This window comes from Emticicia sp. BO119, assembly GCF_013912375.1.
Taxonomy (GTDB): Bacteria; Bacteroidota; Bacteroidia; order Cytophagales; family Spirosomataceae; genus Emticicia.
In genome coordinates this window covers 168,105-182,124 of the sequence record NZ_JACETV010000004.1, presented here as the reverse complement: position 1 = coordinate 182,124, position 14,020 = coordinate 168,105, and the positions used below count along the sequence as shown (strand labels likewise).

The following is a 14,020-nucleotide window of genomic DNA, read 5'->3' as shown; positions in this document are numbered from 1 at the left end:
TGTAAGAAAATTATAATTGCTTACGCAAACGAGCAACCGGAATATTCAATTGCTCGCGATATTTAGCAACAGTACGGCGGGCAATATTATAGCCGCGCTTATTAAGCATTTTCTCTAATTTATCGTCAGAAAGTGGCGAGTTTTTAGGCTCGTTTTCTATTAGTTCTTTCAGAATATTTTTTACCTCGCGGCTTGAGGCATCTTCACCCGAATCAGTGGCAATGCCCTCAGAGAAGAAGTACTTCAGCGGATAAATACCAAAATCAGTTTGTACAGCCTTACTATTTGCTACACGTGAAACCGTTGAGATATCCATTTCGATACGATTAGCAATATCTTTCAGAATCATCGGTCTAAGTTTCGACTCATCACCATCAAGGAAAAAATCTCTTTGATATTCAACAATCGCTTTCATAGTTTTTAAAAGCGTTTGCTGACGTTGTTTGATGGCATCAATAAACCACTTAGCTGCATCTAATTTCTGTTTAACAAAGGTTACTGTTTCTTTAATGCTTTTATGCTGTGCCGAACCGTTTTTATCTGTTTTATCGTAGGTATCAAGCATTTCAGCAAACGAGCGGCTTACACGAAGTTCCGGTGCATTTTTAGAGTTCAGAATAACATCTAACTTGCCATTGTTATTCGTTACAATAAAATCTGCCATCAGATACGCCGCTGTACTATCTCCATTACCGGTATTACCTGGTTTCGGATTCAGACGTGTAATAATTTTGATAGCCTCTTTCATGGTATCATCATTAATATCAAGCCGTCTTTGAATCTTCTCGTAATGTTTTTTGGTAAATTCGTCAAAATAATCAGTAATAATCCTGATAGCTACTTCAACAGCTACCTCATCCTGATCTTTCCTGTCTAATTGTAATAAAAGACATTCTCTTAAATCTCTTGCACCAATACCTGCAGGTTCAAAAGATTGTATTTTTTTTAGTGTAGTAGTAAGTTCGTCTTCTGTAGTATAAATATTTTGTGTAAATGCCAGATCATTGCAGATAGAACGTAACGGGCGACGGATATAACCATCTTCCTCAATACTCCCTATCAATTGCATACCTATAGATTCTTGTCTTGCATCAAGGCGCAGGTAGCCTAATTGCTGTACTAACGACTCCGCCAATGTACTGGTGGCAACTACCGGCATTACGTCTCTGTCATCATCTCCCCAACCATCTCCGTACATTTTATATCCTGCGTAATCATCCTGATCTAAGTATTGTTTTACATCAAGCCCCTCGTAGCGTTCATACTCGCCATATTCATCGTAATCATCGCCATAGTCGTCTTCCTCATACTCATCTTTCACTCGCTCGTCCATGTCCATGCCTTCTTCCAGGGCAGGATTGACTTCAAGCTCTTCTTCTATTCGTTGTTCGAGTTCAGCCGTGGGGATTTGCAACAGCTTAATAAACTGAATCTGTTGAGGAGACAGCCGCTGTTGAAGAGATTGGTTGAGACTTAGTTTCTGCATGTGAGACGTAGAGTTTTTTCATTTATAATAGGGCCTTTTACAGACCCTCTCCACATTTTTCGTGCCAAAAGAATGTGAGACAATGATTAAAGGAATAGATTTTTTTATTAACGAACAAATTTTTTGCCGAAAAAATTGTATTTTCAAACAAAAAAATATTTAACACATTCATTATCAATCAATTACACGGACAGCATATTTCCTAAAAAAAACACTTCTGTTTTATAAAAAAGTCTCATTAAAAAAAAATAAACCCCACAGGATAAGTATATCTTGTGGGGTTTAATAGCCTGTGGAAAAGCTATTTTAAGCAACAACTTCTTTGGTTTCAGTTAGTGTTGTTTTCTTGTTTTTTCTAAAATATTTATCCCTTACTCTTTCATTAATATAATACATACAAGGTACAATAACCAGAGTAAGCACTGTTGAGAACGACAAACCGAAAATAATCGTCCAGGCAAGGATTCCCCAGAATACCGCGCTATCTCCACCAATGAAAATATGAGGATTCAATTCCGTAAATAAAGTAAAGAAGTCTAAACTTAAACCCAATGCTAAAGGCACAAGACCCAATACCGCCGCAGAAGCCGTTAACAATACCGGAGTCAGACGCACTCCTCCTGCTTCAATAATGGCTTGTTTTAATGGATAACCCCTTTCTCTCAACTCATCAGTAAACTCTATTAGAAGAATACCATTTTTTACTACAATACCTGCCAAAGCAATAATACCTACACCTGACATAATTATTGAGAATGTCATGCCAAATATCATGAATCCTAAGAATACACCAATAAACGATAGTAAGATCGTAACAAATATGATAATCGGCTTAACAACAGAATTAAATTGGGTAGCCAGAATCAGATAGATTAATAGTACCGCAGCACCCAACGCACCCATAAGGAACATCATTGACTCCATTTGCTCTTCCTGTTCTCCTCCCATCTTTACAGAATATCCGCTCGGAACCTCCATTCTGTCAATCACCTTACTTTGAATCTCTGCCACTATTTCGTTGGCATTGTATCCATTCAACACTTCTGAACCTAAAGTAATGATTCTGGATTGGTCTTTACGGTTGATCTGGCTGAAAGTAGTTGAATAAGATATATTAGCTATTGAGTTCAAAGGAACCTGACGCAACACCCCTCCCATATTCATATCACGGTAAGTGATATTCATGCTCAGAAGTTTCTCAACCTGATTGCGGTCATCTGCTTTCAAGCGTAACTGAATCGGGTATTCATCTTTATCATCTCTGAATTTTGATATTTCAGCACCAAACAACGCCGTACGGATAGCCATTGCCACCTGAGAGGTACTAATTCCCTCACGCTGTGCTTTTACCTTATCTACATCAACAATGATTTCAGGCTTATTGGTAATCAAATCAGACTTTAACTCTTCAATACCTTTGATATTCTCTTTCTGAATCTCATTACGAACCTGTTTTTCAAGTTTAATTAGGGTATTGAAATCATCTCCCATAATCTCAATCGAAATCGGTTTACCCGTTGGAGGTCCGTTATTTTCCCGTTGTACTGATATTTCAGTTCCCGGAATACCCTTAATCTCATTTCTCATTTCATCCAGAAGCTTCTGTGAAGATATATCTCCACGCTCTTCTTTTTTCACGAAGGCAACCGTTACTTTCGATTTATGCGGCGTTGCCGAGCGATCAGGATTGAATGGATCTCCCGCATTTTTACCAACGTTTGAGATGACCGAGTTAATAGCCGGTTCTGCCTTATTCTTTTTAATAACTCCAAAAACTTTCTTTTCAATCACTTTAGTTACGGAGTCTGTTACGCGTGCATCAGTACCTACCGGCATTACATTATAAACATAGATATAGTCAGGGTCGCCACTTGGAAAGAAAATCACCTTAGGTTGTACGACGCCTAACATTATAAAGGTGAAAATCAACAATCCGAACATACCAATTACCGCGAATACCGGACGGTAGCCTGTGATAATCCATGCAATCAATTTTCTATATCCATTTTTAAAACGTGGAAGTGCGCTATCCTGAAAAGGAATAATCACTTTTGGTGTCAATACAAAATGATTGAATACATACAGTATCGCAAACAATACGATAAGGTTACCGATACCTACATTAATAAGATAAGCCGGTACAGCTACAATAGCCATAATAATAAGCGGACGACGGATACCTTTAAAGCTGGTGTCTTCGTGTTGCTCGTCCTCATGGCGTCTCATGAATGAGATAGCAAATACAGGGTTTATCACATATGCTACAATCAATGAAGCAAATAATGTATAAATCAAGGTTATCGGCAGGAACTTCATAAACTCACCAACAATACCCGGCCAGAATAAAAGCGGGAAGAATGGCGCAATAGTAGTTAAAGTACCCGATAATACAGGCAGAAACACCTCCGATGCTGCAAGGCTCACGGCTTCTTTAATGCTCAGGTTCTTAAATCTGTTGAATAGTCGGTGAGCATTTTCGATAACCACAATGGCGTCGTCAACCACGATACCCAGCCCTAACAGAAAGGCAAAGAGAACGATGGTATTCAAAGTAAAACCTGAGAACCAAAGCGGAATAAAGGCAATCAATGCAGATAACGGTACTGAAAGACCTACAAAAATCGCATCTCTCACGCCCATAAAGAACATCAATACAATTACCACGAATATGAACCCTAAAACCACCGTATTAATAAGGTCGGCAATTTCACTTTTCACGCGCTCTGAGGTATCGGCTGTAACTCTGGCTTCCAGTCCTCTTGGGAAACGTTCTTTACGATATTTTTCCAGTAATACTTCAATACGTTCAGATACATCTATTACACTTGCGCCGGCTCTTTTGATTACGTTCAGCGTTACTACACGATTATTATCCAGACGGGCAAAATCCTGTTGCTCTTCGCTGCTGTCTACTACCTCTGCTACATCTCCCAATCTAACTGTTGCACCAGTTGAGCTGCGGATTTGTACATCCTGAATCTGATATACATCTTTAAACTCTCCTTTTACTCTGATAGTACGACGTACATTATCTACATTTAATTCACCACCCGAGATATTAATGTTTTCTCCTTGAATAGCCGATTGAATATCGTAGAAAGTCAATCCGGTTGATTGCATCTTGTATAAATCCAGATTAATCTGGATCTCTCTTTTCAATGTACCAACAATATCTACTTTGGTAATTTCAGGATACGATTCTATATCATCTTGTAGTTCTTCTGCATAATCTTTCAATTTTTCTAATGGAAAATTACCCGCCAGGTTGATGTTCATGATCGGAAACTCCGAAAAGTTTACATCCTGTGCCGTTGGGCCGCTATCAACTTTTGTAGGCAAATCTCTTCTGGCTTTATCTATGGCATCGCGTACACGCTGCAAGGCAGCTTCAATCTGTACATCCGGGTTAAATTCAACCAGTATAACCGATACATCCTGCAAAGCATTTGATTTGATACGTTTTACCCCCGTGATAGTCTTTAATTGCTTCTCAATAGGCTTATTGATTACGTTCTCAATATCAGCAGGTGTGGTACCAAAGTAAATAGTCTGTACATAAATCTGTGGCACCTTGATATCAGGAAACTGTTCTTTCGGAAGATTGAAGTATATTCCTAAACCCGCCAGAAATATCATGGTCGTAAAAATATAGACCGTAGTTTGGTTATTACCTAACCAACGAACCATATTGTAGATCATCCCGCTACCATGTGGAAGATCCTGTTCTTGTAATTCTTGAAATTTGTCTTTTTCCATAATCTAAAACCTCTGAAAGGCTTTTATGATTGTTTAAATATTTTGATATGAAGACACAGAAAAGTATGGATTGCCTGAATAGTACTGTCGATTCAATACCATACTTCTCGTTTCTGATTAGAAACTTACTGCCTGGCCATCTACTAAATCCTGATAGCCCTGAGTAATCAACAAATCTCCCGATTGTAATCCTGATGTGATTTCAATATCGCCACCGTAAGTAAGGCCTGTCGTAATTTTACGGCTTCGAGCAACTTTCTTGCCACCTTCAGTCACAGCCACATACACAATATTACCAGATTCGTCCTGTTGAATCAGGTTTCTGTTGATGATAATGGCATCTTTTTTCGACTGGTCGTTTACATTCATTACGGCAGTCATATTTGGTTTTAACTGAGGATCAATTTTAGGAATAGATGCTTCAATCGTAAATGTACGCGAAGCCTGATTCACTGTCTGGCTAACAAAAGATAATTTTGCGGTAGTTTCTTTACCTAAATCAGGAAACTTAATGGTTACCATATCACCTTGCTTCACCGTTCCGGCATACGTATCAGCTGCTTGCGCAACTACTTTCAGGTTATCTGAATTAACGAGTCTTACAATTCCCAGGCCCGGAGCAGCTAATTCACCTGAGCGTTGACGGATTTCATCTATGAAACCATTCATCGGAGCGGTTACTTTGGTCATACTCAATTGGGTTTGTAAAGTAGCCAGGCGTTTTTCTAAGGCTTCTACATTACTTTTCGCCTGAATGTATTGTACTTCTGTACCAATTTTCTGATCCCAAAGATTCTTTTGTTTGTTATAGAAAATCTTTGCTGTTTCTAACTGTACTTCAATCTCCTGTTGAGATTGTTTCATTACCGAGTTATCGATAGTGGCAATTATTTGCCCTTGTTTTACGTAGTCTCCTTCTTTTACATAAAGATTAGTAATAGCCCCACCTACCTGTGGAGAAACAAGAATATTATTTTTAGCATCTAATCTGCCCTGAAACTCAACAAAGTGCTTGAAATTCTGAGAAACAATTGCTGTAGTTGTTACATTGATAATTTTCTCTTCTTCCTTGTTTGGGTCAAGAATATTAAGTTCTGTTTGTAGCTTCTGAATTTTTTCTGAAAGCGTTTTTTCTTCCGCTTGTAGTTTGGCTAACTCCGCTTTCTTTCCCTCTATAGTATTACCGCCACCTTTTGAGCAAGAAGCAACCAATACTATAAATGTTAAGGCAAAAGCTATACTTGAAAATTTTGATTTAGCCCCGTAATAAATAAGAGATATATTTTTCATACGAAATGTGTTTTATTTAATGCTTATAATCGTGAATTGTTGTGATTTGATAGAATTACTCAGGCAATAATTTTCCCATTGCCTTATCTAAATCTACTTTTGCGATAAGCAAATCATATAAAGCTGCGAAATAATTGGTTTGTGCTTCTTTTAGAGCCGACTCGGCATTGACTACCTCAATATTTGAACCCTGTCCTGCCTGATATTTAATTTTAGTAACTCTCACTACTTCTTTTGCCAGATCCAGATTTCTCTGTTGTATGTCCAGGCTTTCCAAACCATTTTTAATATTGATACTGGCAGTTTTTGCCTGTAAATCGAATGATTCTCTTAACAGTATGGCACTTTGGTCAAGTTTAGTCAGAGCTAATCTTTGTTGTTGTAACTGGATTTTTCTCAAACCGCTATCATAAATCGGAATCTGTACACCCAAGGTCAAAGCCGACGAACCAAACCAACGTTCAAACGGATTGAATCTTGTATTACTATGCCCTGCACCTAAAGAGCCACTAAAAGATACTTTAGGAATTACGCCTTTTTGCGTACGCTCCATATCTAAAACAGAGAGTTGTCTCTGCACCATCAGGGTAGAATATTCTATTCGGCCCGCATAATCAACTGCCGGATATTCCAGCATAGCAAAAGGTCTGATGTCAACATCTGATAACTTATCAGCCAATACAATTGGCTCGTCAATTTTCATACCCATCTGAAACTTCAGAAGGCTTTGGCTTAATACGATAAGATTCTTTACCTTTTGTGTTTCAGTAATCAGGTTATTGCGTTGTACTTCCAGACGGTCAAGGTCTATTTTTTCAATAAACCCTTGTTGATTCATTACTTTCATTTCTCTGATTAATGAATCGATGCGTGCAATGTTTAAATCCAGAATTTTGCTTCTTTCTTCTGCTACTAAAACTGAATAATACGCTTTGGCTACATTTTCAGCCACTACAATTTTATTGTTGGTTACACCTTTTCGTGCCAACTCACGATACACCGGCGCAGCTTTGAGACCTACCAGCCAGGTAGCATCAAATATTAACTGGTTCAAACCAATACCCGTCTGACCTGCCCAGGGCACACCAAATTTAAATTTGGTTACGGCACCGTCAGGTGCATTCGGGTCAAAGTTTTTAGCGTCAATAAGCTGTGTCGGAATAATTGCGTTGTAGGTATATGAGAAATTACCGTTGATCTGAGGCAATCCTGAAGCTTTGATTTGTTTGATTGTCAGCTCGGCCCCCACAATATCTAACTCGGCATTTTTTACGGATAGGTGGTTTTTAATTCCGTACTGTACTGCCTGTTGCAAGGTAAATGCCTGCTGGGCCTGTACGGAAATACCACTAATTAGGAAAAAAATCAGGTACTTTATTTTCATATAGTTGATTGTTTAATTAAAGATTAATATGCTCAGGCTCATTGTCCTGTTTGCATTTTTCATAAAACTCCACTCCCTTGGGGCTCATAATACCTCTTAGAAAATGGTCTATAAATGTGGTATGTACGTCTGTCTGATTAAACTTTTCAGGAGGAAAAACATCGCGGTTGAAAGCAAACTCCACCTCTTCCATCCGTAGTCGGGCCAATATATCAACGTTGATGTCAGCCCTGTAAAAACCCTGAGCAACCCCCTCTCTTAAATTATTCTTCACAATCTCCAGAAAATTAACCTTGTTGTATTCCTGAAACAATTGCCAGGTTTTAGGATGATACTTCTTTAAATCATAAAATACAGCAGGATTAATTGTTGATGCCTGTTTGCGCAGCAGTGACGCTTCTTTAAAGACCTGCTCAATCGGATTAGCGGACTCTTTATGGATGCGTTCTGACTCTTCCATATCGCACATCATATTCAGTCGGGCAATCTCATGAACAATAGCATCTTTGTCTTCAAAATTCTGATAAATCGTCTTCTTTGAAATCCCTAATTCGGATGCTATATCATCCATTGTAACACTCCTGATACCAAACTTCCGGAAGAGCGTTTCAGCGGTCTGTAAAATTCTGTCTTTGATTTCCATTTACATTGTTTAAATCTTTATGCTATCATATAGTAAGGTTATCTAAAGACAGAAACTATGGAAACTTTTAAAAGGTTCAAAGTTTTTATGATTTTTTTTAGAACCGCTTTCGGTAAGACAAAATTGAATCAGGAGCAGATAAATCCCTACAAAATTATGATGAACCGCAAAAATTTGGGGATGAGCTTGGTTTATATTATCGTAGAACAGTTTTACGGAAGAAATGATTGCATTCATATTAGTTATATATCAACAAAAAATTGTACTTTTTTAATTCAACTTTTTTAAAGCAAATCTAATAGTTAAAAAACTACCGGAATTTGAACGGTAAATCGTAATTTTGCATACTATTCTTATTCTTCTTCCTGATAGTATTTAACAATTTGTTTACGTACAACAATGCCCGCATAAGGCACCTTATTTTTAATGAGTTTTTATAAGAAAGTTATCTTCCCCTATCTGACTCGCCACGATGCCGAGAAGATTCACTATGCAGTAATGGATGTACTGAAGTTTGTGTGTAAAATTCCATTCATCCCTGCTATTTTAAGAATGATTTACGAAAAGAAAGATAAACGGCTGGAACGAAAAGTCTTTGGTTTACGCTTCAAAAATCCGGTTGGCCTGGCAGCTGGCTTTGATAAAAATGGTATATGGACAGACGAGCTATCGAATCTGGGTTTTGGATTTATTGAAATCGGGACGGTAACACCAAGAGCACAGTTGGGCAATGATAAACCTCGTCTGTTCAGATTGAAACAAGACGAAGCTTTGATAAATCGTATGGGCTTTAACAATGAAGGCTCAGGAGCGGCAGCCAATCAGTTACGTAAGCGCAAGACAAAAATCATTGTTGGTGGTAATATTGGCAAAAATAAACTGACCAAAAATGATGATGCCGTTTATGATTACCTCAAATCATTTAACGACTTATATCCTTATGTAGATTATTTTGTAATTAATGTGAGTTCGCCAAATACCCCCGGCTTACGTGCCTTACAGGAAAAAGAGCCTTTAAAGTATTTGCTGAAAACCTTGGAGAGAGATAACGGGCGTAAATCAAAACCGAAACCTATTCTGTTGAAAATAGCTCCCGATTTAACCGAGGAGCAATTAGATGATATTATTGAAATAGTAAAAGAAACCCGTATTTCGGGTGTGATTGCCTCCAATACAACTATCAGCCGCGAGGGGCTTTTAACAGATACGGCAGCAGTAGAAGAAATAGGTGCTGGGGGGTTAAGCGGTAAGCCCTTAGCGAGGCGTTCTACAGAAGTAATCAGATATTTGTCAGAAAAATCAAAAAAAGCATTTCCTATTATAGGGGTCGGTGGTATCCACTCTGCTGAAGATGCCATTGAAAAACTGAAAGCCGGAGCGTCATTAGTGCAAGTGTATTCAGGGTTTATATACGAAGGCCCTGGAATTGTAAAAGAAATATGTGAGGGAATATTAAAAGAAAATTTCTGAGATAATATACTGATTACCAGCTATTAGTAAAAAAATCATGTCTGTACTGGCATGATTTTTTTGTTTTTGGAAACTATTTTAAAGTGTTTTTGTTTTTATATGTATATACATACAATGTAAAAACAGCATTTACTCACTATTATTATAAAACATTAAAGACAATGGCAAAATGGACTATCGATGCTTCTCATTCAGAAGTACAGTTTAAAGTAAAACATTTAATGATTTCGACCGTAACCGGTACATTCGGTTCTTATGAAGGTAGTGTAGAAACTACTAACGACAACGATTTTGAAGGAGCAACTGTTAATTTTTCGGCTGATATAGACAGTATCTCAACCGGGCAGGAGCAAAGAGACGGTCACTTGAAATCAGCTGATTTTTTTGATGCAGCCAATTTTCCGAAATTGACTTTCGCTTCTACATCATTTGAAAAAACAGGAGATGATACATATACGGTAAATGGCGATTTGACAATAAGAGGTACAACGAAACCTGTAAAATTGATTGCAGAGTTTGGCGGAATTATGACGGATTTTTACGGACAAACAAAAGCCGGATTTGATATTCAAGGTAAAATCAATCGTCAGGATTTTGGATTAGCCTGGAGTGCAGTAACAGAAGCAGGTGGAATTGTAGTAAGCGACGACGTGAAACTGGTAATGAATATCCAGGTTGTGAAAGGATAATATACCCTTTTCCGAAAGGTAGAATCAAAGAAAAACCTCTACTTTATGTAGGGGTTTTTCTTTTTTATAGCCCGATATCAACATTAGCTGATCTCTTCCCTCAACAGTTTGATTTTATCAGGAATCTCCCAAAATGCTTTGAAAACACAAGCCAAAACCTGAAATTTCGCACACCGATTTTTTTAAGTATCAGTTATTAAGATAAAAATAGATGAAGAAGCATCAGTGCTTTTGGGAATCAGTCAGAACCAGAAAAGAACCCTCAGAGATAAAAGCAGACGGAAGCCTGTTTAAAGGAGCAATTAGCTATAATTATCAGCTGGGGTTTTCGGAGCGTGTGATAATACCAACCACTAAAACTAACCAGAAAAAGGTTCCCAATATGGTGGGAACCTTTTTCAACAAAGGTGCCACTGGTTTCCGGACATTCAGAGTAACAACTACAAAGAAATACCCTGTTGCCACATGAAATAAAATTTAAAGCATACGCTACTATAAAATGAAGAAACCTCTGCCTTGCGACAGAGGTTTTATTCTCCAAAATTATGATTTAGTTTAGGTTTATTGCTTGTTTTCTGAAATGTTAAGTCAAATATATTGAGTTTTTTACTAAATACAATACAATTTTTAAAATATTTTATTTTTATTTTCGTTAACCAAACACCTAAAATCTTAGTTATCTGTCTTCTTTAATTACAAGTTTTTATTCAAATATTGCAAGAGAGTCCCGATAAGCAGGCTTTTAGTTTTTTTTAATCGGTAAAGGCTGTTTTTTGATTAATTTTGTAAATTATTTTCTTTACTGCTCATTATGAAAAAAGTTATTTTACTGATTTACATTTTTTCCTGCTTTTCTCTCCTTTCTTTTTCTCAGACATTTCCCATTCATATTCAACTCACAGAAAACAACCAGTCTCCTGTCATTGGTGCTACTGTAAGAATTGTAAACCGTGCCGATACGACTAAAATCCTTAACAATACAACCGACACACTGGGCATAGCCAGATTTAATCTGACAGCTAATCAGCAATACATCATGACGGCCACCTCTGTCGGCTATAAAACCTTGCTCAAAGGAATCAATGCCACAGGCAGACAATCGCTTTTGACGTTTGTGATGGAAACTGATAACCAATTATTAGGAACAGTAGTAGTAACTGCCCGCAAACCATTAATGCAGCAGGAAGACGACAAAACCATTGTTGATCCAGAACCAATTGCTAATACCAGCACAAGTGCCTACGAGATAATGGAGAAAATTCCGGGGTTATTTGTTGACCAGGACGGGAACATCTATCTGAGCAATTCAAGTGCCGCTACTATTTATATCAATGGTCGGGAGCAAAAAATGAGCACTGCCGATATTGCCGCCATTCTCAAAAGTCTACCACCGAATAGTATTGAAAAAGTAGAAATACTCAGAACACCCTCGGCTAAATACGATGCCAGTGGTAGTGGCGGAGTAGTAAATATTATTCTGAAAAAAGGTGTAAAAATAGGATTTACCGGAAGCCTGAGTACCGGAATGAATCAGGGGAAGTATGGTAATCAGTTTATAGGTGTTAGTTTGAACAATAGCAGTGGCAGGCTTACGTCTTTTTTAAATCTCAATTATTCACACCGGAATACCTTTGAGCAGATACAGACTACCCGCAGTCTTTCGGCGGATAAAGAACTATTCCAGAATGCTCTTACCACTTTTCCGGGTAGTCAGACTTATATCGGTTTTGGTCTGGGATACGAGCTAAGCAAAAAATGGGAACTGAATTATGACGGACGCCTGAATTATAACCAGAGTAAATCTTCTGCACACAATGAAAGTATGATTCGTCAGCTCAATTCATCAGAAGTAATAACCAACAATATTAATACTGCCAATAATAAAGGAAATAACTACAGTATCAGTCAGGGAATCAATGCCCGATATAAGATTGATAGTTTAGGCTCTGAATGGACAACGGATGTAGCATATAATTATTTCAACAACAAAACCGACCAGATTTTTAATACCGCTTATGTTTTACCAACTACCTCTGATATAGGTGGAGCCGGTGACATTGGTAATAACCGGAATTTCATTTCAGCGCAGACAGATGTTAAATATAAGCTGCCTCATAAAATTACTTTAGAAACAGGATTAAAAGCCACTTATCAACTATTCAAAAGTACTACTACCTATTATACCAAAATCGGCGAGCAACAAAATATTGATATTTCCCGTACTAATCAGTTCAATTATAATGAAAGTATTTATGCGGCATATATACAAGTATCTAAGACTATTCGAGGATTTATTCTGAAAGCAGGCACAAGAATTGAAAACACCAATATGAACGGGCATCAACTTATACCTACTGATACTTCTTTCAAAGTGAAACGAACAGATTTATTCCCTTATATTTATCTGAGTCAGAAATTAGGTAAAATTGCTGGCTATGAAATGCGGGCTTATCTGGTACATCGTAGGTCTATTACCCGTCCTGTTTATGAGTATCTGAACCCTTCACCCCGATTTATTGACCAGTATTTATACGAAGCCGGAAATCCATCTTTAAGGCCCCAGTTTACTCAAAACTTTGAAGCAAATATCAGCTTTGAAGATCGACCAATCTTTGCAATAGGACGTAACTATACACAGGATATATTCACTAATGTAATTTATCAGAACTCCGATAATCCAAGTGTTGCGTATCGGACTTATGATAATTTAGGTAAAAATCAGGAAACCTATTTCAGACTTTTAGGAGCAGTCCCTCCCGGAAACCGATACTTCTTTGTTGTCGGAACACAATTCAATTATAATGATTATAATGGTTTGTACGAAAACGCCCCTCTCTCTTTTCAAAGAGGTAGCTGGTCTTTTTTCACTTTCCAACAATTTAAAGTAGATAAACTTACCAATATCAGCCTGAATGGCTTCTTTCGGTTAAAAGGTCAGCAGCAGTTCTATGAATTAAGCAATTTCGGGAATCTGAACCTGAATGTTAACCGCCAGTTCCTGAACAAAAAACTGATGGTCGCTTTAAGTATAACTGATGTATTTTATACTAACAAAAATCATTTTACCATCAATCAGGGAAGTATCTCAGCCTTTGGCTTTCGTCAAGGCGATACCCGTCGGGTAGGCTTAAATGTCCGTTATAATTTTGGTTTCAGAAAAAAAGAAGAACGCAATAATCCTTTCAATTTTGAAAATCTGGAGAGAGGTAGTAATTAATTGCTGATTTTTTGCTAAAAACACTTTACCGATGGTCTGAAATCAACATGAATTTGCTAATTTTCGGCACTATTTTCAATCTCTA

9 protein-coding genes are annotated in these 14,020 nt (G+C 37.6%); 4 read left to right on the top strand and 5 right to left on the bottom strand.

The genetic code is table 11. From position 1 onward, the window contains the following. Positions 1 to 10 precede the first annotated feature (10 nt). The 5 genes from rpoN to H1R81_RS14685 form a co-directional block, all read right to left on the bottom strand. Entirely contained in the window at positions 11 to 1,486 is a 1,476-nt protein-coding gene (rpoN, locus tag H1R81_RS14705; RefSeq protein ID WP_181841497.1) for an RNA polymerase factor sigma-54, read from the bottom strand. 306 nt (positions 1,487 to 1,792) lie between these two features. Then, entirely contained in the window at positions 1,793 to 5,185 is a 3,393-nt protein-coding gene (locus H1R81_RS14700) for an efflux RND transporter permease subunit (protein WP_229251146.1), read from the bottom strand. A gap of 174 nt (positions 5,186 to 5,359) precedes the next feature. Then, positions 5,360 to 6,532, bottom strand: coding sequence for an efflux RND transporter periplasmic adaptor subunit (locus H1R81_RS14695; protein ID WP_181841495.1), 1,173 nt, complete (start codon positions 6,530 to 6,532; stop codon positions 5,360 to 5,362). A gap of 55 nt (positions 6,533 to 6,587) precedes the next feature. Next, a complete protein-coding gene (locus H1R81_RS14690; RefSeq protein WP_181841494.1) occupies positions 6,588 to 7,916 on the bottom strand; it encodes a TolC family protein in 1,329 nt (442 codons plus the stop codon). A gap of 16 nt (positions 7,917 to 7,932) precedes the next feature. After that, positions 7,933 to 8,559 carry a TetR/AcrR family transcriptional regulator gene (locus H1R81_RS14685; protein WP_181841493.1) on the bottom strand — a complete coding sequence of 209 codons (627 nt, stop codon included), beginning with the start codon at positions 8,557 to 8,559 and terminating at the stop codon, positions 7,933 to 7,935. 426 nt (positions 8,560 to 8,985) lie between these two features. Between H1R81_RS14685 and H1R81_RS14680 the strand changes: the two genes are divergently transcribed. The 4 genes from H1R81_RS14680 (at position 8,986) to H1R81_RS14665 (ending at position 13,935) form a co-directional block, all read left to right on the top strand. Then, positions 8,986 to 10,029, top strand: coding sequence for a quinone-dependent dihydroorotate dehydrogenase (locus H1R81_RS14680; protein WP_181841492.1), 1,044 nt, complete (start codon positions 8,986 to 8,988; stop codon positions 10,027 to 10,029). Between the two features lie 161 nt (positions 10,030 to 10,190). After that, positions 10,191 to 10,718, top strand: a complete 528-nt coding sequence (locus tag H1R81_RS14675) for a YceI family protein (protein ID WP_181841491.1) — start codon at positions 10,191 to 10,193, stop codon at positions 10,716 to 10,718. Between the two features lie 211 nt (positions 10,719 to 10,929). Continuing rightward, positions 10,930 to 11,187 (top strand): hypothetical protein, encoded by a 258-nt coding sequence (locus H1R81_RS14670; RefSeq protein WP_181841490.1) that lies wholly within the window; start codon positions 10,930 to 10,932, stop codon positions 11,185 to 11,187. Positions 11,188 to 11,529: 342 nt separating this feature from the next. Then, complete coding sequence (locus tag H1R81_RS14665) at positions 11,530 to 13,935, top strand: outer membrane beta-barrel protein (RefSeq protein ID WP_181841489.1); 2,406 nt, start codon at positions 11,530 to 11,532, stop codon at positions 13,933 to 13,935. The last annotated feature ends 85 nt before the right edge of the window (positions 13,936 to 14,020 follow it).

Excerpts from the sequence above, each read along its gene's own strand:
- H1R81_RS14695 (WP_181841495.1), bottom strand. The coding sequence starts at position 6,532 with ATGAAAAATATATCTCTTATTTATTACGGGGCTAAATCAAAATTTTCA.
- H1R81_RS14685 (WP_181841493.1), bottom strand. The coding sequence starts at position 8,559 with ATGGAAATCAAAGACAGAATTTTACAGACCGCTGAAACGCTCTTCCGG.
- H1R81_RS14680 (WP_181841492.1), top strand. The coding sequence starts at position 8,986 with ATGAGTTTTTATAAGAAAGTTATCTTCCCCTATCTGACTCGCCACGAT.
- rpoN (WP_181841497.1), bottom strand. The coding sequence starts at position 1,486 with ATGCAGAAACTAAGTCTCAACCAATCTCTTCAACAGCGGCTGTCTCCT.
- H1R81_RS14670 (WP_181841490.1), top strand. The coding sequence starts at position 10,930 with ATGAAGAAGCATCAGTGCTTTTGGGAATCAGTCAGAACCAGAAAAGAA.
- H1R81_RS14690 (WP_181841494.1), bottom strand. The coding sequence starts at position 7,916 with ATGAAAATAAAGTACCTGATTTTTTTCCTAATTAGTGGTATTTCCGTA.
- H1R81_RS14675 (WP_181841491.1), top strand. The coding sequence starts at position 10,191 with ATGGCAAAATGGACTATCGATGCTTCTCATTCAGAAGTACAGTTTAAA.
- H1R81_RS14665 (WP_181841489.1), top strand. The coding sequence starts at position 11,530 with ATGAAAAAAGTTATTTTACTGATTTACATTTTTTCCTGCTTTTCTCTC.
- H1R81_RS14700 (WP_229251146.1), bottom strand. The coding sequence starts at position 5,185 with ATGATCTACAATATGGTTCGTTGGTTAGGTAATAACCAAACTACGGTC.